Source organism: Bradyrhizobium sp. McL0616, from assembly GCF_049993385.1.
Classification (GTDB): Bacteria; Pseudomonadota; Alphaproteobacteria; order Rhizobiales; family Xanthobacteraceae; genus Bradyrhizobium.
Genome location: NZ_CP188255.1, coordinates 1958942 through 1978248 on the forward strand (window position 1 = coordinate 1958942; position 19307 = coordinate 1978248).

Annotated in this window: 18 protein-coding genes; 8 read left to right on the forward strand and 10 right to left on the reverse strand. The window is 63.8% G+C overall.

Annotated features, from left to right (window positions below):
- Positions 1–119 precede the first annotated feature (119 nt).
- The 7 genes from ACPPVR_RS09515 to ACPPVR_RS09545 all read right to left on the reverse strand — a co-directional run bounded on the left by ACPPVR_RS09515 (position 120) and on the right by ACPPVR_RS09545 (position 3166).
- Entirely contained in the window at positions 120–248 is a 129-nt protein-coding gene (locus ACPPVR_RS09515; protein WP_426613970.1) for a hypothetical protein, read from the reverse strand.
- 1 nt (position 249) lies between these two features.
- Positions 250–612, reverse strand: coding sequence for a hypothetical protein (locus ACPPVR_RS09520; protein WP_426616059.1), 363 nt, complete (start codon positions 610–612; stop codon positions 250–252).
- Positions 613–629: 17 nt separating this feature from the next.
- A complete protein-coding gene (locus tag ACPPVR_RS09525; protein ID WP_426613971.1) occupies positions 630–821 on the reverse strand; it encodes a hypothetical protein in 192 nt (63 codons plus the stop codon).
- A gap of 111 nt (positions 822–932) precedes the next feature.
- On the reverse strand, positions 933–1271 hold the full coding sequence (locus ACPPVR_RS09530) for a hypothetical protein (protein ID WP_426613972.1): 339 nt from the start codon (positions 1269–1271) through the stop codon (positions 933–935).
- 84 nt (positions 1272–1355) lie between these two features.
- Positions 1356–2273 (reverse strand): 4-hydroxy-tetrahydrodipicolinate synthase, encoded by a 918-nt coding sequence (gene dapA / locus ACPPVR_RS09535; RefSeq protein WP_426613973.1) that lies wholly within the window; start codon positions 2271–2273, stop codon positions 1356–1358.
- A gap of 21 nt (positions 2274–2294) precedes the next feature.
- The gene (locus ACPPVR_RS09540; protein WP_426613974.1) at positions 2295–2549 is read right to left on the reverse strand and encodes a hypothetical protein; all 255 of its coding nucleotides are present in this window, start codon (positions 2547–2549) and stop codon (positions 2295–2297) included.
- Between the two features lie 149 nt (positions 2550–2698).
- Entirely contained in the window at positions 2699–3166 is a 468-nt protein-coding gene (locus ACPPVR_RS09545; protein ID WP_426613975.1) for a hypothetical protein, read from the reverse strand.
- 622 nt (positions 3167–3788) lie between these two features.
- Between ACPPVR_RS09545 and ACPPVR_RS09550 the strand changes: the two genes are divergently transcribed.
- The 6 genes from ACPPVR_RS09550 to ACPPVR_RS09575 all read left to right on the forward strand — a co-directional run bounded on the left by ACPPVR_RS09550 (position 3789) and on the right by ACPPVR_RS09575 (position 12006).
- Positions 3789–3878: a K(+)-transporting ATPase subunit F gene (locus tag ACPPVR_RS09550; RefSeq protein WP_426613976.1), complete on the forward strand. Its 90-nt coding sequence runs from the start codon at positions 3789–3791 to the stop codon at positions 3876–3878.
- Positions 3879–3990: 112 nt separating this feature from the next.
- Positions 3991–5694, forward strand: coding sequence for a potassium-transporting ATPase subunit KdpA (gene kdpA / locus ACPPVR_RS09555; RefSeq protein WP_426613977.1), 1704 nt, complete (start codon positions 3991–3993; stop codon positions 5692–5694).
- Positions 5695–5728: 34 nt separating this feature from the next.
- The gene (gene kdpB / locus ACPPVR_RS09560) at positions 5729–7840 is read left to right on the forward strand and encodes a potassium-transporting ATPase subunit KdpB (RefSeq protein WP_426613978.1); all 2112 of its coding nucleotides are present in this window, start codon (positions 5729–5731) and stop codon (positions 7838–7840) included.
- A gap of 110 nt (positions 7841–7950) precedes the next feature.
- Positions 7951–8556: a K(+)-transporting ATPase subunit C gene (locus ACPPVR_RS09565; protein WP_426613979.1), complete on the forward strand. Its 606-nt coding sequence runs from the start codon at positions 7951–7953 to the stop codon at positions 8554–8556.
- Between the two features lie 40 nt (positions 8557–8596).
- A complete protein-coding gene (locus ACPPVR_RS09570; RefSeq protein ID WP_426613980.1) occupies positions 8597–11320 on the forward strand; it encodes a DUF4118 domain-containing protein in 2724 nt (907 codons plus the stop codon).
- Positions 11317–12006 carry a response regulator gene (locus tag ACPPVR_RS09575; RefSeq protein ID WP_426613981.1) on the forward strand — a complete coding sequence of 230 codons (690 nt, stop codon included), beginning with the start codon at positions 11317–11319 and terminating at the stop codon, positions 12004–12006. Before ACPPVR_RS09570 ends, ACPPVR_RS09575 begins: the two co-directional genes overlap by 4 nt.
- A gap of 134 nt (positions 12007–12140) precedes the next feature.
- On the opposite strand, the gene ACPPVR_RS09580 is transcribed toward ACPPVR_RS09575, so the two are convergent.
- Positions 12141–13025, reverse strand: coding sequence for a Ku protein (locus ACPPVR_RS09580; RefSeq protein WP_426613982.1), 885 nt, complete (start codon positions 13023–13025; stop codon positions 12141–12143).
- A gap of 119 nt (positions 13026–13144) precedes the next feature.
- Between ACPPVR_RS09580 and ligD the strand changes: the two genes are divergently transcribed.
- Positions 13145–15808, forward strand: coding sequence for a DNA ligase D (ligD, locus tag ACPPVR_RS09585; RefSeq protein WP_426613983.1), 2664 nt, complete (start codon positions 13145–13147; stop codon positions 15806–15808).
- A 47-nt stretch (positions 15809–15855) separates the two neighbouring features.
- On the opposite strand, the gene ACPPVR_RS09590 is transcribed toward ligD, so the two are convergent.
- Positions 15856–16020, reverse strand: a complete 165-nt coding sequence (locus tag ACPPVR_RS09590; protein ID WP_106945843.1) for a DUF3309 family protein — start codon at positions 16018–16020, stop codon at positions 15856–15858.
- Positions 16021–16201: 181 nt separating this feature from the next.
- Between ACPPVR_RS09590 and ACPPVR_RS09595 the strand changes: the two genes are divergently transcribed.
- Positions 16202–16519 carry a polyhydroxyalkanoic acid system family protein gene (locus ACPPVR_RS09595; RefSeq protein ID WP_426613984.1) on the forward strand — a complete coding sequence of 106 codons (318 nt, stop codon included), beginning with the start codon at positions 16202–16204 and terminating at the stop codon, positions 16517–16519.
- 3 nt (positions 16520–16522) lie between these two features.
- On the opposite strand, the gene treY is transcribed toward ACPPVR_RS09595, so the two are convergent.
- Positions 16523–19306, reverse strand: coding sequence for a malto-oligosyltrehalose synthase (gene treY / locus ACPPVR_RS09600; RefSeq protein ID WP_426613985.1), 2784 nt, complete (start codon positions 19304–19306; stop codon positions 16523–16525).
- Position 19307: the final 1 nt, after the last annotated feature.

Here is a 19307-nt window from a genome sequence, read left to right on the forward strand (position 1 = left end):
TCGGCCGGGTTCTTTCCGCGGGATACGCGGCCTGTCCCGGCATCGCAACCGCGGTTCACGCCCGATTGCCCGCCTCGTAGGCAGCCATGGTCAATTCGCGGTCGGTCGCGGTGCGAAGTCTAGACCCCGAGTCCGCGCGCCACGAGCGTGATCACGAGCGTCAGGATCGCGCCCCAGACCAGGCTCAGCGTCATGGTCAGGACGGTCGTGGTGACCGCGTGTTCGAGATTTCCCTTGAAGAGATGCACGCTAGCCCCTCAGTAATCGTGCCGCCAGCACGATCAGCGGATTGCCGCGGTTCTCGATGTCGAGTTCGAAGGTCTCTGTGGGGAACACCAGCGCGCATCGCACGGGCTTGCTCTGACGATTGGCGAAACCGACTGCGGAGCTCTTGAACAGGAACAGGCCGCCGATGCGTCCATTCGCCTCGCGTGCGACCCAGAGCCCGGCCTTGTTGCGGCCGATGAAGAACGCGGGAATGGAGGCGCTGACGACGTCGGGATCGAGCGGTTTGAGCGTCGCCGCCTGCGTCTGCTGGGTCTCGGTCCGGCGATGGACGGCTTGAAGAGCGATCGCGGCCATGGCGGCCTCCTCACACATCTGCAAAGTCATGATGGTCACTGTTGCGTTCAGGCGTGAAGGTGCCAGACATAGACTGCGGTCTTCAGCGCGATGACCGCCGCGAGCAGCGTGCCCATCGACAGCACGGCCAGCGTGCGCAGCGCGACGCGCTTGAGCTGGGCCTTGCGCGGCTTCGAGATTCGCGCCGGGCGTTCGGCCTCGTCAAAGGGCCGGTCAAAGCCATGTGTCAGCACCGACATTTTGGAAGTCCTTGTCCAAGGTAGGGCGAGACGCCGCCCCAACCTGCCTCGTATGATGTCCATCGTTGCGTAGGATTGCGAGATGAGCGCCGAGGCGGCCGCATAAGAATGTCATAAAGACGCTGATCGGCGCGCCAGCAGCCCTCTGAACAGGTCGGGATTGCGCTTCGGTCGAGCCTGAGACGGTGCAGGGTCCGCACGCGTCATCCCGATGGCTGCGGTAAAGGCGAGCCGCAGTCGCGGTTCCTCGATCGCCTCGCAGAAGCATTGCAGGGTTGCTTCCGCGTTCTGCTGTTGCCCGCTGATCGCCGCACAGAGCTGGGAACTGGTTCGCCGGAAGAAGTGGAGGGTGTCGTCGGCGTTGCGGCGGCCGCCCTGGCGATCGAGCTCCGCCGCGAGAGCCGCGGCACTGAGCCGGTCGGAATCATCCAGTGTCACGGCAAAGCGCAAGAGCGCCAGCTTCCAGGCGCGGAGCAGCCTGTGAGATCCTTCGGTTGATTGCAGCATGCGATATCCGGATGGCGCAGCGACGCGTCAGGCTCTGACGCTGTCGATCAGCTCCTCGTCAGCGATCGCAGCGAATGCTCGCGCGACCTCCGCCTGCATGGCGGCGTCGAGCGGCACGATTGGCAGCCTCGTGGCCGGCGACATCAGGCCGAGCGTGCTCAGCGCGCTTTTGAGCGCCGCCGGACTTTCCCTGGAGAGGCAGGCGATGAGCGGGATGAGGCGCTTGTGCAGGTAGCGCGCCGATTGCAGACGGCCCTGCCTCACCTGTAAGGAGATCGTGCGGCAGAGATCCGGCGCGACGTTGGCGACTTCCGAGATTGCGCCGTCACCGCCGCTCGCGATGAAGCCGAACGCGGTGGTGTCGTCGCCGGAGAGCAGGCGAAAGCCGGTGGGCAGCAGCCGGTTCAGGCGCATCGGACGGGTGATGTCGCCGCTGCCGTCGCGCAGGCCGGCGAACTGGCGGGATTCGACCAGACGCAGCAGCGTCTCGTCGGCGAGCGGACGCAGCGTGCGGGAGGGAACGTCGTGCAGGATCACCGGCAATCCGATCGAGCCGGCGACGGCGCGAAAGTGCGCAAGCATCCCTTCCTGCATCGGTTTGTTGTAGGCGGGCACCACCAACATGATGGCATCGGCGCCGGCCGCTTCCGCGCGCCGCGCGAGTTCGATGGCGCGACTGGTTGAATTCGACATCGCGCCGGCGATGATTCGCACGCGGCCGCGGACGACATCGACCGCGGTGCGAATGACGAGCTCCTGCTCGGCCGGCGAGAGCGTCGGCGCTTCGCCGGCCGTCCCGCAGACCACAAGCGCGGGAACGCCGGCCGCGACCTGGCGCTCGCAGAGCGCGGCGAACGCCTTGAGATCGATCGCGTCAGCCGCATCGAACGGCGTCGGCAGGTCCGGAATGAAGCCGGTGAACCAGACAGAAGGAGGGATGAGCATGGCTTTTCGCCGGGAAGGCGCTCAGGCGGCGCACTGCGAGATGTCAACGTTGGGGGTCTTGCCCATGTCGAGCTCGATCTCGCGCGGCAGTTCGACGATGGTTTCGGGATGCTGTCCGTTTTCGAACAGCGCGTATTTGATGGCTTGAGCTCGGCTGACGAACAGGCCGCCATAGAGGCCGTTCTGCTCTTGCGCGATCCACTGTCCCCTGTGGTTGCGGCCGATGAAGACGATGGTCGAGGGGGAGCTGCACGAGGGAGGTTCGACGAGTTTCACTTTGGTATTCCTTTTGATCGATGCAGGCCGCGGGAGCAGTCCCGGGGGCCGCCCGATCAATATCTCTTCTCGCAGGTATGAATTCGAGGTCGGCCAAACGACGATCTCATAGGAGCGTCATAAAGCTGGGCGCTTAGGCCAAGCTGTCCCTAGCCGAAATGGTCGCAGGCGACCGGCTCGTAGAGCGGGTCCAATGCCGAACGCACCGAGGGAACGCTCGGCCGCGAGACCTCCACGGCCAATGCCTGGACCTCGATGAAGGCCGACAGCAAAGCGATCGCAAGGTCGCCATGACATCCCTCGACGGCGGCGTCCAGCCAGTCCGGCAGTTCGCGTTCACGCGAGAGTGCGCAGTGCCATTCGCCTTCGTCATAAGCGATGCGGCGGACCTGCCACAGCGGCAGCTCCAGCTCCATCAAGGCCAACGCAGCATCGGTCCAGGCCTCTGCATCAACGAGGCGCATGACGCGTGCTGTCCGCTCATTCTGTCCGAGCGAGGGGAAGCGCCGGCAGGCCTTGTCGATGATCTCGAGCATCAACGGCCGCGTCATTGCATCTACCGTGCGAAGCCGCTCGCTGAGTGAGGGCGGGTCATAGCATCGAGGAGCGGCGGTCATGTCAGCCTCCTAAAAGGGGCGTCGGTCAGTCGGCCGGCGTCCCCAAGATGGCTGGAAGGGCATTTGAAAACGAGATGAGGATGGGGTGGGAGATATAGGGATTTCATAAGTGTGCGGATGCTTCCGGGCGAGACGCACAGACAGCGCTCATACTCGACTGTCGTCTTTGCCGAAGGTGGAGGCTTATGGAAACCGGCGTTTTGAAAAGACCTTGTCCACAGTCTGCCGTAACAATCACTAGCTAGGGTGATGGTGGATCGCGTCGCTGCAATGCCTGCCCGGAACGACCGCCCTGGAATGCGTTATCAGTGTCGCATGGCCGCCGGCGATGACGTGCCGGCCTTTATGAGATTCCTATAACTTCGTCATAGGCCTCATCTCGAAAATCTATGTGCGCGGTGGCACTTCAGCACGGTGAAAATTCCGGGCGGGCGCGGACACGTGTTGCATTCGCACGCAGCAAGCGGTCGGCCGGGATCCGGGAGACAGCTTACGCCGGATATCGTCTCGCAATGAGGAGTAATTCCATGATGGACATTCTGATGCTGGCGCTGGGCTTCGTCTTCTTCGCCCTTGCGATCGGCTACACCTATGCCTGCGAACGGTTGTGAGGGAGCGGACCATGATCTTCGATTATGCGCTTGCCGGGACCGTCTCGTTCGCCCTCTTTATCTACCTCACCTACGCGCTGCTGCGGCCCGAGCGGTTCTGACCCGTGCTGCTACTTCTCGAATTGCTGCTGGCGGACGCTGCGCTGGTCGCCTGCCTGCTTACGGTGCTCCTGCCGCTTTTGCGCGAGACACAAAGCCTGAAGGGTTAATGCCATGACTATGATCGGTTGGCTCCAGATCATTCTTTTCTGCGCGATCATCGTCGCGCTGACCAAGCCACTCGGCTGGTACATGACGCGGGTCTTCAACGGCGAGCGGACGTTTCTCTCGCCGGTGCTGCGACCGATCGAGGCCGGCATCTACTGGATTTCGGGTGTCGACGAGAGGCGCGAGCAGCACTGGCTGACCTACACGGTCGCCATGCTGTTGTTTCACGTCGGCGGCTTCCTCATCATTTACGGCGTGATGCGGTTGCAGGCCGTTCTGCCGTTCAATCCGGCAGGCCAAGGAGCGGTCGCCGAGGATCTCTCCTTCAACACCGCGATCTCCTTCATCACCAATACCAACTGGCAGAATTACGGCGGCGAGAGCACGATCTCCTATCTCGTGCAGATGGTGGGCCTGACGCACCAGAACTTCCTGTCGGCGGCAACCGGCATCGCGCTTGCGGTGGCCCTGATCCGCGGCTTCTCGCGCGCCTCGATGCGCACGGTCGGCAATTTCTGGGTCGACGTCACCCGCACCACCCTCTACGTGCTGCTGCCGATTTGCGTCGTCTACACGCTGTTCCTGGTCTGGCAGGGCATCCCGCAGACGCTCGGCAATTATGTTGAGGCGACCACACTTGAAGGCGCCAAGCAGACCATCGCGGTCGGCCCGGTCGCCTCCCAGGTCGCGATCAAGATGCTCGGCACCAATGGCGGCGGCTTCTTTAATGCCAACGCCGCGCATCCCTTCGAGAACCCGACCGCGCTGTCGAACCTCGTGCAGATGCTGTCGATCTTCCTGATCGGCGCGGCCATGACCAACGTGTTCGGCCGCATGGTCGGCAACCAGCGCCAGGGCTGGGCGATCCTGTCCGTGATGGGCGTGCTGTTCATCACCGGTGTCGCCATCACCTATTGGTCGGAAGCGGGCGGCACCTCGATCATGCATGCACTCGGCCTGACCGGTGGCAACATGGAAGGCAAAGAAGTTCGCTTCGGCATCGTTGCATCCTCGCTGTTCGCCGTGATCACCACGGCTGCCTCCTGCGGCGCGGTCAACGCCATGCATGACAGCTTCACCGCGCTTGGCGGCATGATCCCGCTGATCAACATGCAGCTTGGCGAAGTCATCATCGGCGGTGTCGGCGCCGGCCTCTATGGCATGCTGCTGTTCGTGGTGCTTGCGATCTTCGTCGCAGGCCTGATGGTCGGCCGTACGCCGGAATATGTCGGCAAGAAGATCGAGGCGCGCGAGGTCAAGATGGCGATGCTGGCGATCCTGGTGCTGCCCCTGATGTATCTCGGCTGGACCGCGGTCGGCGTGGTCTACCCGGCGGCGGTGGCCTCGATGGCGAATGCCGGCCCGCACGGCTTCACCGAGGTGCTCTACGCCTTCACCTCGGCGACCGGCAATAACGGCTCGGCTTTCGCGGGCCTCACCGGCAACACCTTCTTCTACAACCTCACGCTCGCAAGCGCGATGTTCGTCGGACGCTTCTTCATGATCATCCCGGCGATGGCGATTGCGGGCTCGCTGGCCGCCAAGAAATCGATCCCGCCTTCGGCGGGCACGTTCCCGACCACCGGCGGTCTGTTCGTCGGCTTGGTTGTCGGTGTGATCCTGATCATCGGCGGCCTCACCTTCTTCCCGGCACTCGCACTCGGCCCGATCGTCGAGCAGCTCGCGATGAACGCCGGCCAAGTGTTCTGATCGCCAGCCTTCTGAGTTTTTTGGAGTGACCTCCATGGACACCATGAAACTACAAAAACGTGCATCGATGTCGGCGATGCTGGATCCGAAGATCGTATTACCCGCGATCCGCGCGTCCTTCAAGCTCGATCCGCGGCTTATGATCAAGAACCCCGTGATGTTCGTGGTCGAGATCGTGGCCGCGCTCACCACCGTGATCTTTCTCCGCGATCTCGTCACGGGCGGCGCGAATCTCGGCTTCACCTTCCAGATCATTCTCTGGCTCTGGTTCACGGTGCTGTTCGCCAACTTCGCTGAAGCCGTGGCCGAGGGCCGCGGCAAGGCTCAGGCCGACTCGCTGCGCAAGACCCGCACCGAGAGCCAGGCCAAGCTCCTGAGCGGTGCCGGTCGGGCGTTCACGCTCGTGCCAGGCACGAGCCTCAAGGTCGGCGACATCGTGCTGGTCGATGCCGGTGACACCATCCCCTCGGACGGTGAGGTGATCGAGGGCGTCGCTTCCGTCAACGAAGCCGCCATTACTGGCGAATCCGCACCCGTGATCCGCGAGTCCGGCGGCGACCGGTCGGCTGTGACCGGCGGCACGCAGGTCCTGTCCGACTGGATTCGTGTCCGGATCACGGCGGCTCAAGGGTCGACCTTCATCGACCGCATGATCAAGCTGGTGGAGGGCGCCGAGCGGCAGAAGACGCCGAACGAAATCGCGCTCAACATTCTGCTCGCCGGCCTCACCATCATCTTCGTGTTCGCCACCGTCACCATTCCGAGCTATGCGGCCTATGCCGGGGGCTCGATCTCGGTGGTCGTGCTGGTCGCGCTGTTCGTGACGCTGATCCCGACCACGATCGGCGCTCTGCTGTCGGCGATCGGCATCGCCGGCATGGACCGGCTGGTGCGCTTCAACGTGCTGGCGATGTCTGGCCGCGCGGTCGAGGCTGCCGGCGACGTCGATACGCTGCTGCTCGACAAGACCGGGACGATCACGCTCGGCAATCGCCAGGCAACCTCCTTCCGCCCCGTGCGCGGCGTCACCGAACAGGAACTCGCGGACGCAGCTCAGCTCGCCTCGCTCGCCGACGAGACGCCGGAAGGCCGCTCCATCGTCGTGCTCGCGAAGGAGAAATACGGGATCCGCGGCCGCGACATGGCCGAGTTGGGCGCCACCTTCATCCCGTTCACCGCGCAGACCCGCATGAGCGGCGTCGACGCCGGTGGCTCGTCGGTACGCAAGGGTGCGGTCGACTCCATGCTCAGCTATGTCGGCGGTGGTGCGCCGCTGGCCGTTGCCTCCGGCAACACCGCCCGCACCATCCAGCCCGCCGGGCTCTCGGACATCGGCCGCGAGGTCCAGACCATTGCGGACGAGATCTCCAAGGCTGGCGGCACGCCGCTTGCCGTTGCCAGGGACGGCAAGCTGCTCGGCGTCATCCAGCTCAAGGATATCGTCAAGGGCGGTATCCGCGAGCGTTTCGCCGAGCTGCGCCGCATGGGCATCCGCACCATCATGATCACCGGCGACAATCCGATGACGGCCGCCGCGATCGCGGCGGAAGCCGGCGTCGACGATTTCCTGGCGCAGGCTACCCCAGAGGACAAGCTCAAGCTGATCCGCGACGAGCAGGCCAAGGGCAAGCTGGTGGCGATGTGCGGCGACGGCACCAACGACGCGCCGGCGCTCGCCCAGGCCGACGTCGGCGTGGCCATGAACACCGGCACCCAAGCCGCGCGTGAGGCCGGCAACATGGTCGACCTCGATTCGAACCCGACCAAGCTGATCGAGGTGGTCGAGATCGGCAAGCAGCTCTTGATGACACGCGGCGCGCTGACGACCTTCTCGATCGCCAACGACGTCGCAAAATACTTTGCGATCATCCCGGCGATGTTCCTGGCGTTCTATCCGCAGCTCAACGTGCTCAACGTCATGAACCTGTCGAGCCCGCAGAGCGCCATCCTGTCGGCGATCATCTTCAACGCGCTGGTTATCGTCGCGCTGATCCCGCTGGCGTTGAAGGGCGTCGCCTATCGCGCGGTCGGCGCCGGCGCGCTGCTCCGGCGCAATCTGTTGATCTACGGGCTTGGCGGCATCGTCATTCCCTTCATCGGCATCAAGGCGATCGACCTCGTCGTGACTGCCCTGCATTTGGCGTAACCCCGTGATTGCGAGCGAAGCGAAGCAATCCAGAAATGCCTCCGAGGCCGAGAGCCTGGATTGCTTCGTCGCTTCGCTCCTCGCAATGACGAAAGAATTAGGAGAAACATATGCTCAGAGAAATTCGCCCCGCCATCGTCCTGTTGCTGGTGCTCACCGCCATCACGGGCCTGGCCTATCCGCTCGCCATGACCGGCATCGCCGGCATGCTCTTTCCCGCGCAGGCGCAGGGCAGCTTGATCGAGAAGGACGGTAAGGTCGTCGGCTCCGCCTTGATCGGGCAGGAGTTCAAGGACGACAAATATTTCCACGGCCGCCCCTCGGCGACGCTGGCGCCGGATCCGAATGATTCGACCAAGACGGTCTCGGCGCCCTACAACGCCGCCAATTCGGGCGGCTCCAACCTCGGCCCGACCAGCAAGGCGCTGGCCGACCGGCTGAAGGAAGATGTGGACAAGCTGAAGAGCGAAAACCCGAATGCTGCCGTCCCGGTCGACCTGGTCACGACCTCCGCCAGTGGCCTCGACCCGGACATTTCGCCGGAAGCGGCGCAATTCCAGGTACCGCGCATCGCCAAGGCGCGGAATATGCCGGACGATCAGGTCAAGCAGCTTGTGGCCTCCGGCACCCAGGGCCGTCTGTTCGGCCTGCTTGGCGAGCCGCGCGTTAACGTATTGGCACTGAACCTCGCGCTCGATCGCGCCGCCGCGAAGTAGCGGTCTAGGCTCGCGGCGCCCGGATGCTTATATTGACCTGATGGTCCGAGAGCGCCGCGATCCCGAACAACGTCCGTCTCCCGAGGCGCTGCTGGAAGCGGCCCGGCGGGAGGAGAGCGCGAGCGGCAAGCTGAAGATCTTCGTCGGCGCCGCCCCCGGCGTCGGAAAGACCTACGAGATGCTGCAAAGTGCCCATGCCAAGCGCAAGGCCGGCATCGATGTCGTGGTCGGCTTCGTCGAGACCCATGGCCGCGCCGAGACCGAGGCGCTGGTGCGCGGGCTGGAAGTGATCCCGCGCAAGAAGCTCGACTATCGCGGCCAGATCGTCGAGGAGATGGACCTCGACGCGGTGATCGCGCGCCGGCCTCGGATCGCGCTGGTCGACGAACTCGCCCACACCAACGCCGCCGGCAGCCGCCATCCCAAACGTTATCTCGACGTCGAGGAGCTGCTCTCCCACGGCATTGACGTCTATACTGCCGTCAACATCCAGCACATCGAGAGCCTGAACGACGTCGTCGCCCAGATCACCCATGTGCGGGTGCGCGAGACGGTGCCGGATTCGGTGTTCGATCGCGCCGATGCGATCGAGCTGATCGACCTCACCCCCGACGATCTGATCCAGCGGCTGAGAGAAGGCAAGGTCTATGTCTCCAAGCAGGCCGAGCGGGCGCTCGATCATTATTTCTCACCGGGCAATCTAACTGCGCTGCGCGAGCTCGCGCTGCGGCGCACGGCCGAGCGGGTCGACGAGCAACTCCTCACTCACATGCAGGCGAACGCCATCGCCGGCCCCTGGGCCGCGGGCGAGCGCATCCTCGTCTGCGTCAGCGAGGATCCGCGTGCCGCTGGCCTCGTGCGCTACACCAAGCGATTGGCCGACCGCCTGCATGCGCAGTTCACCGCGGTCTCGATCGAGACGCGGCGGTCGCTCCAGCTCTCCGACGAAGAGCGCGACCGGCTTGCCGATACACTGCGGCTTGCCGAATCACTGGGTGGTGAAGCCTTGACCATTCCAGCCATCGGCCGGCGCATCGCCGACGACGTCATTAATTTTGCGCAAGGCAACAACGTCACCCAGATCGTGATCGGCAAGTCGACGCGCTCGCGCTGGTTCGAGATGACGCGCGGCTCCGTCGTGCATGATCTGGTGCGCCGCTCCGGCAATATCAGCGTTCACGTCATTCCGGGCGACGAGCTCACGAGCGAGCCCGCGCCGAAGACGGCGTTGCAAATCGCGGCGCGCTCCGAGCCGTTCGATGCACGTCCCTATCTGAAGGCGCTTGGGATCACCGCGCTCGGCCTTGCCGCAGCTGTGGTCATCAAGCCGTATTTTGGCGTCGAGAACGTCGACCTGATGTTCCTGACCGCGGTGGTTGCCGTGGCGGTCCGCTATGGGTTGTGGCCGTCGCTGCTTGCCAGCGTCGCGGCGTCGCTGGCGTATAACTTCTTCTTCCTGCCGCCGGTCTACACGTTCACCATCACCGATCCAACCAACGTAGCGGCGTTCTTCTTCTTCATGCTGATTGCGTTTGTGGTGTCGAACGTTGCCGGGCGAGTGCGCACCCAAGCCGACAGCGCGATCGGCCGAATCCGGACCACCGAGCAGCTCTATGCGTTCAGCCGCAAGCTCGCCGGCACCGCCACGCTCGACGACGTGCTGTGGGCGACCGCCTATCAGATCGCGCTGATGTTGAAAGTTCGCGTCGTGCTGCTGTTGCCGGAGGATGGCCTCTTGACGGTGAAGTCCGGCTATCCGCCGGAGGACCAGCTCGACCAGGCCGACCTCGCCGCCGCCAACTGGGCCTGGAGCAACGATCGCTCCGCCGGCCGCGGCGCGGATACGCTGCCCGGCGCCAAGCGGCTGTTCCTGCCGATGCGCACCGGGCGGGGCCCGATCGGCGTCATCGGCATCGACAATGATCGCACCGGTCCGCTGCTGACGCCGGACCAGCGCCGGTTGCTCGACGCGCTGGTCGACCAGGGCGCGCTCGCGATCGAGCGTGTGCTGCTGGTCGAGGACATGGACCGCGTCAAGCGCACCGTCGAATCCGAGCGGCTGCGTTCGGCGCTGCTGACCTCGATCTCGCATGATCTGAAGACGCCGCTAGCCTCCGTGCTCGGCGCGGCCTCGACCATGCGCGATCTCGCCGGCGCGCTGTCCGACAGCGAGAAACGCGACCTGCTCGCCACCGTGATCGACGAATCCGAGCGGCTCAACCGCTTCATCGCCAATCTGCTCGACATGACCAAGCTCGAATCCGGCGCCATCGTGCCCAACACGGCGCTGTATGATCTCGGCGAAATCATTGGCAGCGCGCTCCGGCGCGCAGCCAAGATCCTGACCGCGCACAAGGTCGAGCTGGTGCTGGCCGCCGACCTGCCGATGCTCCAGCTCGATGCCGTGCTGTTCGAGCAGGTGCTGTTCAACCTGCTCGACAACGCCGCGAAATATTCGTCGCCCGATACCACGATCTCGATCCGCAGCCAGCGTGAGCGGGACCAGGTGGTGCTGCAAATCGCGGACGAGGGCGGCGGCATTCCGCCGGACGAGCTCGAGAGCGTGTTCGACAAGTTCTATCGCGTGCAGAAGGGCGATCACGTTCGTCCCGGCACCGGGCTCGGGCTCGCCATCTCCCGCGGCTTCGTCGAGGCGATGCAGGGTACGATCTCGGCCGCCAACCGCAGCGACAGGAGCGGTGCTGTTCTCACCATCCGTCTGCCCGTTCCGGCGCAGACCCAGGCATTGGATACCGCCGCATGAGTGCTGCTCCGATCAAGGTTCTGGTCATCGACGACGAGCCGCCGATCCGCAAATTGCTGCGGATGGGGCTTTCGACGCAGGGCTATGAGATCCTGGAAGCGTCGAACGGCAAGATCGCGCTGGAGAAGCTCACTGAAGACCCCGCACTGATCATCCTCGATCTCGGCCTGCCCGACATCCAGGGTCATGAACTGTTGCGCACGATCCGCGCCCGCAACGAAGCCGTGCCGATCGTGGTGCTGTCGAGCCGCGGTGACGAGGCCGGCAAGGTGCAGGCGCTCGATCTTGGCGCCGACGACTATCTGACAAAGCCGTTCGGCATGGACGAGCTGTTGGCCCGCCTGCGCGCCGCGCTGCGGCACCAGCTCCAGGTGCAGGGCGAGCGCCCGGTGTTCCGCACCGGCGATCTCTCCGTCGATCTCGTGCGTCGTATCGTCAAGCTCGGCGAGCGCGATGTGAAACTGTCGCCAAAGGAATACGACCTGCTGCGCGTGCTGGTTCAGCACGCCGGCAAGGTGCTCACCCACCGCTTCCTGCTCAAGGAGCTCTGGGACGAACTGACCGACGCGCAATATCTCCGCGTCTATGTCCGCCAGCTCCGGCAGAAGATTGAAGCCGACCCGGAGCGTCCGCAATACGTACTGACCGAGACGGGGATCGGGTACCGGCTAAAGGCGGGGGATTGAGGCTTGTGCGGTGGCCACGACTGAGGTTGTGGCGCGAGCCTGCATCAACATCGTCCTTGCGAGCGCAGCGAAGCAATCCAGAATCTTTCCGCGGAGGGACTGGATTGCTTCGCTGCGCTCGCAAGGACGGAGTATCAACCCGCCTTCTTGCGCCTCGCCGCTGTCCGGTGCGCCTTCTTCGCAGCGACCTGCCGTCCCGTCGCCCGGCGTGCATGGGATTTGGCCGACGGTTTCCCTCTGCGGCCCCCCTTCAGGCTCTGCTTCAGCGCATCCATCAGGCTGACCACATTGCTCGGCTTCTCTTCGCGCTCCGGCAGCTCGATCGTCTTGCCGCTCGCCTTCCGTTTCACCAGCGCTTTCAGCGCGTTCTCGTACTCGTCCTTGAATTTCGACGGGTCGAAATGAGAGGCTTTGGTGTGCAGGATATGTCCGGCGAGCTCGACCATGTCCTTGGTGATCTTCGGACTCTTGATGTCGTCGAAGAATTCGCCTTCGTCGCGCAGCTCATAGGGGTAGCGCAGCGTGGTGCCGAGCAGGCCTTTGCCGAGCGGTTCGATCGCGATGATGTGCTCGCGGTTGGTGAGCACGATTTTGGCGAGCGCCACGCGCTGCTCGTCCTTCATGGCATCGCGGATCACGGCGAAGGCGTCGGTCGCCGCCTTGCCCTCGGGTGCGATGTAATAGGGGTGGTTGAGATAGCGCTGGTCGATCTCGTCCCGAGGCACAAAGCTCTCGATGTCGATGGTATGGTTGCTCTCGATCTGGACCGCCTCGAGCTCTTCCGGCTCGATCTCGACATATTTGTCCTTGCGCAGCTCGTAGCCGCGGCCCTTCTGATCGCTCTCGATGACGTCGCCGGTCTCCGAATCGACCATCTGTTGCTTCAGCCGGTTGCCGGTCTTGCGGTTGATCATGTGAAACCGCGTCTTCTCGGCCGCCGTGGTCGCCGGATAAAGCAAGACCGGGCAGCTGACCAGCGACAGCTTCAACGTTCCCTTCCAATAGGCGCGGGGGGCCATTCCATTCTCCAGTGATTTCAAGGCTTTTCAGGAACTCCAACCGGGCTCCGGGGTTTTGGTTCCGGCTGGGACTTTTGCCGTGATAGGCTTCCACGCCGAAAAGAAATGCGGGACCGGTCGTGCTGCGAAAGCTTTCCTCCTATCGACAGAAGCGGGATTTTGAGAAGACGCCGGAGCCTTCCGGCGAGACCGCAGTGGCGCCATCGAAGCAGCGGCGCTTTGTCATCCAGAAGCATGATGCCACGCGGCTGCACTACGATTTCCGGCTCGAATTCGACGGTGTCTTCAAGTCCTGGGCGGTCACAAAGGGCCCCTCGCTCGATCCGCACGACAAGCGGCTCGCAGTCGAGGTCGAGGACCATCCGCTCGACTATGGCGATTTCGAAGGCACGATTCCGGACGGCCAGTATGGCGGCGGCACAGTGATGCTGTGGGACCGCGGCACCTGGGAGGCTGATGATCCGGAAGCCGGCTTCAAGAAGGGGGACCTGAAGTTCACGCTACATGGTGACAAGCTGCACGGGAGCTGGGTGCTGGTGCGCATGCGCAACGATCGCACCGGCGGCAAGCGCACCAACTGGCTGCTGATCAAGCATCGCGACGAATATGCCAGCGAGGGCGAGGATGTCCTTGCCGAGGACAAATCGGTGGCTTCCGGCCGCGCCATGGCGCAAATCGCCGATGGCAAGGGGCGCGCGCCAAAGCCCTTCATGCTGGCGAGGGGCACAGGCAAGGCCGATGCGGTCTGGCAGTCCAACCGTGCGGAAGAGACGAAGGGGCACACGGTAAAGCCGGCGCCACATGCGGCATTGAAGGGTGGCAAGGTGGCAAGAAAGAAAGCCACGACCGCGACGAATGCCAGCAAGGTTTCTGAAATGCCGGACTTCGTCGCGCCCCAGCTCTGCACGCCGGTCGAGCGCCCGCCATCCGCTGGCGGCTGGTGCCACGAGATCAAGTTCGACGGCTACCGCGTGCAGCTCCGGGTCGAGGACGGCAACGCGATGCTGAAGACCCGCAAGGGCCTCGACTGGACCGAGAAGTTCGCAGCGATCGCGAAGGAGGCTTGCGTGCTGCCGGACGCAATGATCGACGGTGAGATCGTCGCGCTCGATCACAATGGCGCGCCGAATTTCTCCTCACTGCAAGCTGCACTGTCGGACGGCAAGACCGATGATCTCATCTTCTTTGCCTTCGACCTCCTGTTCGCTGAAGGCCTCGACTACCGCCGCATGCCGCTGGGCGAGCGCAAGGACCGCCTCAAGGAGCTGCTGGCGGCGCGCAAGCGGAAGTCGAGCCAGATCCGCTATGTCGAGCATTTCGTGAGCGGCGGCGACGCGGTGCTGCAATCCGCCTGCAAGCTCGAGCTGGAAGGCATCGTGTCGAAGAAGCTCGATGCACCCTATCGTTCCGGCCGCACCGAGAGCTGGACCAAGGCAAAATGCCGCGCAGGCCATGAAGTCGTGATCGGCGGCTGGAAGACGACGGCGGGAAAATTCCGCTCGCTGATGGCCGGCGTCTATCGTGGCGATCATCTCGCCTATGTTGGCATCGTCGGCACCGGCTTTGGCGCAGACAAGGTCAAGCGCATCATGCCGTTGTTGAAGGAGGCTGCGTCGAGCGAGAGCCCGTTTGGCGGCAAGAATGCGCCGAAGAAGGCCCGTGATGTGCATTGGCTGAAGCCGGAGCTGGTTGCCGAGATCGAGTTCGCCGGCTTCACCGCCGATGGTAATATTCGCCAGGCTGCGTTCAAGGGATTGCGGCAGGACAAGCCGGCCGAGGAGGTCGAGGCGGAAACGCCTGTCGATACCAAACTTGCAAAACCCTCTGCCGGAAAGCGCGTCCCTGCGAAGCCCGGCAATGGGAAAGGCGCCGGTAGTGCCGAGGTCATGGGCGTCGCAATTTCAAAGCCGGACAAGGAGCTTTGGCCAGATGCGGGCGACGGCGAGGGCGTCACGAAGCTCGACCTCGCGCGCTATTTCGAGGCGGTCGGCAGCTGGATGATCGAACATCTGAAGGGCCGCCCCTGTTCGATCCTGCGCGCGCCTGACGGTATCGGCGGCGAAAAATTCTTCCAGCGTCATGCCATGCAGGGCTCATCGAACCTGCTCGAACTCGCAAAAGTCTCGGGCGATCGCAAGCCTTACTTGCAGATTGACCGCGTCGAAGGGCTTGCGGCCGTGGCTCAGATCGGTGGCCTCGAACTGCATCCCTGGAATTGCGCCCCTGACGCTTACGACACGCCGGGCCGGCTGGTGTTCGATCTCGACCCTGCGCCGGATGTCGATTTCGCCGATGTCGTCGAGGCCGTAAAGGAGATGCGGCAGCGCTTGACCGCTCTCGGCATGGAGAGCTTTTGCAAGACCACAGGCGGCAAGGGCTTGCACGTGGTGGTGCCGCTGCTCCACGGCGCGCGCGACAGAGTGGGCTGGAAGGAGGCCAAAGCCTTCGCGCAAGGCGTCTGCCAGTGGATGGCGGACGAGGAGCCCGAACGCTATCTGCTCAACATGTCGAAGAAGCTGCGCAACGGAAAGATCTTTCTGGACTATTTGCGTAACGACCGCTTGTCGACGGCGGTGGCTCCGTTGTCGCCGCGCGCGCGCGACGGTGCAACCGTCTCGATGCCTGTCACCTGGGCACAGGTGAAGAGCGATCTCGATCCGAAGAAATATACCGTGCGAACGGTGCCGGGCCTGCTGGCGCGCTCGAAGGCCTGGGACGGCTATGACGATGCGGCGGCGTCGATCAAGGCGTCGATCAAGAAGCTCGCGGGGAAAAGGAAGTAGGGTGGGTTAGCCGAAGGCGTAACCCACCCTACGTTTCGTACTTGCGGCTAGATCCGTCCCAGCAATAGCAATATCAGCAGGATGACGATGATGAGCCCGAGGCCGCCGCCGCCGTAATAGCCGGTGCCGTAGAACGGGCCGCCGCCGATGCCGCTGAAGCCGCCGAGCAGCGCGATGACCAAGATGATCAGAATGATCGTACCGATAGACATGCTATTCTCCTCCAGCCCTTTGTAAAAAGGGACGTTTCAATCTGTCCCGTTGTGCGAGGGCAACTTGCCGCAGGTTTTAAAGTTCCAACTATGAAACACGGCCGCGCGTCCAACTTGCATGGAACCTTTGCCGCTCCGTCCGGCATGATTAGGTGAAGATTAATCAGCACGAGTCAGGGCCATGTCAGCACCGCTAGTCGTTTCCATTCCGCATCGTCTCGGCCGCGAGGAGGCGGTGCGCCGGCTCAAGACCGGGCTCGGCCGTGCCGCAGCCAGCATTCCCGTGATGCAGGTCGAGGAGGAGCGCTGGAGCGGCGACTGCATGAATTTTCGTATCCGCGCGCTGGGGCAGATCGCGAGCGGCCAGGTCGACGTCGCCGACGACCACGTCAAGATTCAGGTGGTGCTGCCGTGGCTGTTGCAGCGTTTTGCGGAGATGGCACAGGCGACCATCCGCAAGCGCGGCCAGTTGCTGCTGACCAAGGACGACGGAAAGTGAGTTTCAGGTGGTCACGCGCCGCCGCGCGGGCCTGACGGCGCTCGCCGCGGGCGCCGCGATGACCGCAACGGGGAAATCACGGAAAGCCCGTGCCAGCGGCAATTGATTGCCGGCAACGCCCGGCACGATGTAGCCGGTCGTATGGACGGTTGCGTCAAACCCTTCCAGCACAGGCCACTCCCGGCCCGCCTGCGTGAACGGTGCGTATTGGCGTCCGACCACGACAACCGCCGCGGCGCGGCCATGTCGGCGGGCGAAGGCGATCACATGGTCGGCGTGTGCGCCGCGCACGTCCAGCGGCTGGTAGTCGCCTTGGGCGAACACGTTGGCGAGGTCATTGCGCAGCTTGAGCAGGTGTCGTGTCCAGGCGAGCTTGAGCCGCCCGTCCGGCCAAGTCTTGGTCAGGTTACGCCAATCCGGATTGTCGAGCGAATTCAGTGCCGCGTGCCGCGCGGCAAAGTTGACCGGGCGGCGGTTGTCGGGGTCGACCAGTGAGAGATCCCAGAATTCGGTGCCTTGGTAGAAATCAGGAACGCCGGGAAGCGTTGCTTTGAGCGTGAGCTGGCTCAGCGAGTTCAACGCGCCGAGCAATGCGACGCGGCGGGCCAGGGTTTGCAACGCCTCCAGGAATTCGGCGGATTGCGCGGGATCGAGGATCTTTTCGATAAAGCTCCGCACCTCGGACTCATAGGCCTCGTGCGGGTTGAGCCAGCTCGTTTCTTCCTTGCCCTCGCGCGCAGCCTTGAGCGCATAGGCTTGAATCCGCTCGACGAAGCTTGCATCGGGTCCGCCAAGCGGCCACGCGCCCAGCAAGGTCTGGTACAGCATGTATTCGAACGTCGCCGACGGCGCGCGCAAATTGTCGTGGAGGGCGAGGTGCGGCGCGTTCAATACTTTCCAGCGTGAGACCGCACTGGTCCATTCGCCAGTGACCTCGCTGAGCGCGGCGATCCGCGCGCGCGCGTCTTCGCCGCGCTTGGTGTCGTGGGTGGCGGTTGCTGTCATCCCCTGCGGCCATTCCTTGGCGCGGGTGCGCATGATTTCGTGAAAGGCAGGAATCGCCAGGCCGGAGCTTGACGGATCGCCGCCGACCTCGTTGAGGGCAATCAGCCGATGGAATTGATAGAAGGCGGTGTCCTCCAGCGACTTCGCCATCATCGGCCCGGTGAACTGCTGGACCTTCAGCGCGAAGCGGCGCACGCGCGGGGCGCTGTGCGGCGGCCGGTCCGGCTTGAGCAGATCCATGGTCAGGGCATCGCGCAGGAAATCGAAAATGCCCTCGTCGGCGGCGAACCATTCGGCACGGGCGCGTTCGATGGTCTCGTCGATCAGCTTGCGATCAAGCGCAGTTGGACTGCTGTGCGTCAGATAGGTGCGGTAGACCGGGAAATGCAGCACGTAGAGCTCGAGCGCCTGCCGCAGGCTGTCGGCCGAGAAGTCGCGGGTCGAGTAATGCCCGTTGGCGATGCGTGCGAGCAAGCGCGTCAGCACGATGAATTCGCTGGTGAGCAGCGTCTCCAGCACGCGGCGCTTGGCATCCTTCACATAGGGCGCGAGCCGAGGCGGCCGGTTGCTGACCTGGCGCCAGGTCTCATCCAGCGCTTCCAGCCCCTTGGCATCGACCAGAACATGAGTGATGACATTCATCCACTCATAGCCGGTGGTGCCCTGAACGCCGGCAAAGTGCGGCAGGCGCTCGTGCTCGCAGAGGATCTTTTCGATCACGGTGTAGAACGGCTTTGTGGTGCCTTGCGCATCGCGCACCAGCCGGCGCAACCGCTGGCAATATTGCGCGGGATCGCGCAGGCCGTCGATGTGATCGAGGCGAATGCCTTGCAACTTGCCGTCGGCGACGAGCTGCTTCACCAGCCGGTGCGTGGCGGCGAATGTGCCGGGATCCTCGACGCGCAGGCCCGCGAGCCCGTTGACGTCGAAGAAGCGGCGATAATTGATGTCGCTGGAGGCAAGCCGCCAATGGCCGAGCTTGTAATTCTGACGCTCCAGCAGATGATGCAGCGTCAGCGTCTGCGCCGGGCGATCTTTTCCTGAGCGATAGGCGTCAAGGCCGCGAGCGATGATGTCGGCGCTGCCTGCGATGTCCTTGAGCTCTGCCTTGAAGCCAGGCGCTTCCTTGCGGTTGGGGCGGCGCAATCCGGTGTAGCGTGCCCCGAGCGCAGACAGGCGCTTGCCGGCCTCCGTCTCTGCGGCGTCGGCCTCCTTCACGACCATCCGCAGCACTTCGCCATAGCGCTCCGGCGCGATCGGCAGGCGATGCTCGAAATACCAGGCGGAAAGACTGGCTTCGTCGGGATCGTAGCGCAGCTCGATGTCGCTGCGCTCGAGCGCCTCGCCATAGGACGAGCCGAGGATCGGCAGCAACACGCCGCCGCGGGCGCGGTGCGGCAGCAGATCCCAGTCGATATCGAAGGCGGCCGCATGCGGTGATGCCTGGCCCCATTCCAGTACGTCCAGCCACCAGGGATTGTCAGCAAAGTGCACGCCGACATGGTTGGGTACGAAATCGATGATGAGGCCAAGATCATGCTGCTTGAGCGCCTCGCTCAGCCGCGCAAATCCGGCCTCACCGCCGAGCTCTGGATTGAGCTGGCTATGATCGACGGTGTCGTAACCGTGGGTCGAGCCCTTGCGGGCCTTCATCACCGGCGAGGTGTACAGATGCGTGATGCCGAGCGCCTTCAGATAGGGCACCACCGCGGCGGCCTTGTCGAAGTCGAAATCCGCGGTGAGTTGCAGGCGATAGGTGGCGAGAGGAATGGCCGGAGGCATG

Coding starts and splice junctions, on each gene's coding strand:
- ACPPVR_RS09550 (WP_426613976.1), top strand. CDS start 3,789: ATGATCTTCGATTATGCGCTTGCCGGGACCGTCTCGTTCGCCCTCTTT.
- ACPPVR_RS09525 (WP_426613971.1), bottom strand. CDS start 821: ATGTCGGTGCTGACACATGGCTTTGACCGGCCCTTTGACGAGGCCGAA.
- ACPPVR_RS09565 (WP_426613979.1), top strand. CDS start 7,951: ATGCTCAGAGAAATTCGCCCCGCCATCGTCCTGTTGCTGGTGCTCACC.
- kdpB (WP_426613978.1), top strand. CDS start 5,729: ATGGACACCATGAAACTACAAAAACGTGCATCGATGTCGGCGATGCTG.
- ACPPVR_RS09590 (WP_106945843.1), bottom strand. CDS start 16,020: ATGTCTATCGGTACGATCATTCTGATCATCTTGGTCATCGCGCTGCTC.
- ACPPVR_RS09545 (WP_426613975.1), bottom strand. CDS start 3,166: ATGACCGCCGCTCCTCGATGCTATGACCCGCCCTCACTCAGCGAGCGG.
- dapA (WP_426613973.1), bottom strand. CDS start 2,273: ATGCTCATCCCTCCTTCTGTCTGGTTCACCGGCTTCATTCCGGACCTG.
- treY (WP_426613985.1), bottom strand. CDS start 19,306: ATGCCTCCGGCCATTCCTCTCGCCACCTATCGCCTGCAACTCACCGCG.
- ACPPVR_RS09595 (WP_426613984.1), top strand. CDS start 16,202: ATGTCAGCACCGCTAGTCGTTTCCATTCCGCATCGTCTCGGCCGCGAG.
- ACPPVR_RS09520 (WP_426616059.1), bottom strand. CDS start 612: ATGACTTTGCAGATGTGTGAGGAGGCCGCCATGGCCGCGATCGCTCTT.
- kdpA (WP_426613977.1), top strand. CDS start 3,991: ATGACTATGATCGGTTGGCTCCAGATCATTCTTTTCTGCGCGATCATC.
- ACPPVR_RS09580 (WP_426613982.1), bottom strand. CDS start 13,025: ATGGCCCCCCGCGCCTATTGGAAGGGAACGTTGAAGCTGTCGCTGGTC.
- ACPPVR_RS09570 (WP_426613980.1), top strand. CDS start 8,597: ATGGTCCGAGAGCGCCGCGATCCCGAACAACGTCCGTCTCCCGAGGCG.
- ACPPVR_RS09575 (WP_426613981.1), top strand. CDS start 11,317: ATGAGTGCTGCTCCGATCAAGGTTCTGGTCATCGACGACGAGCCGCCG.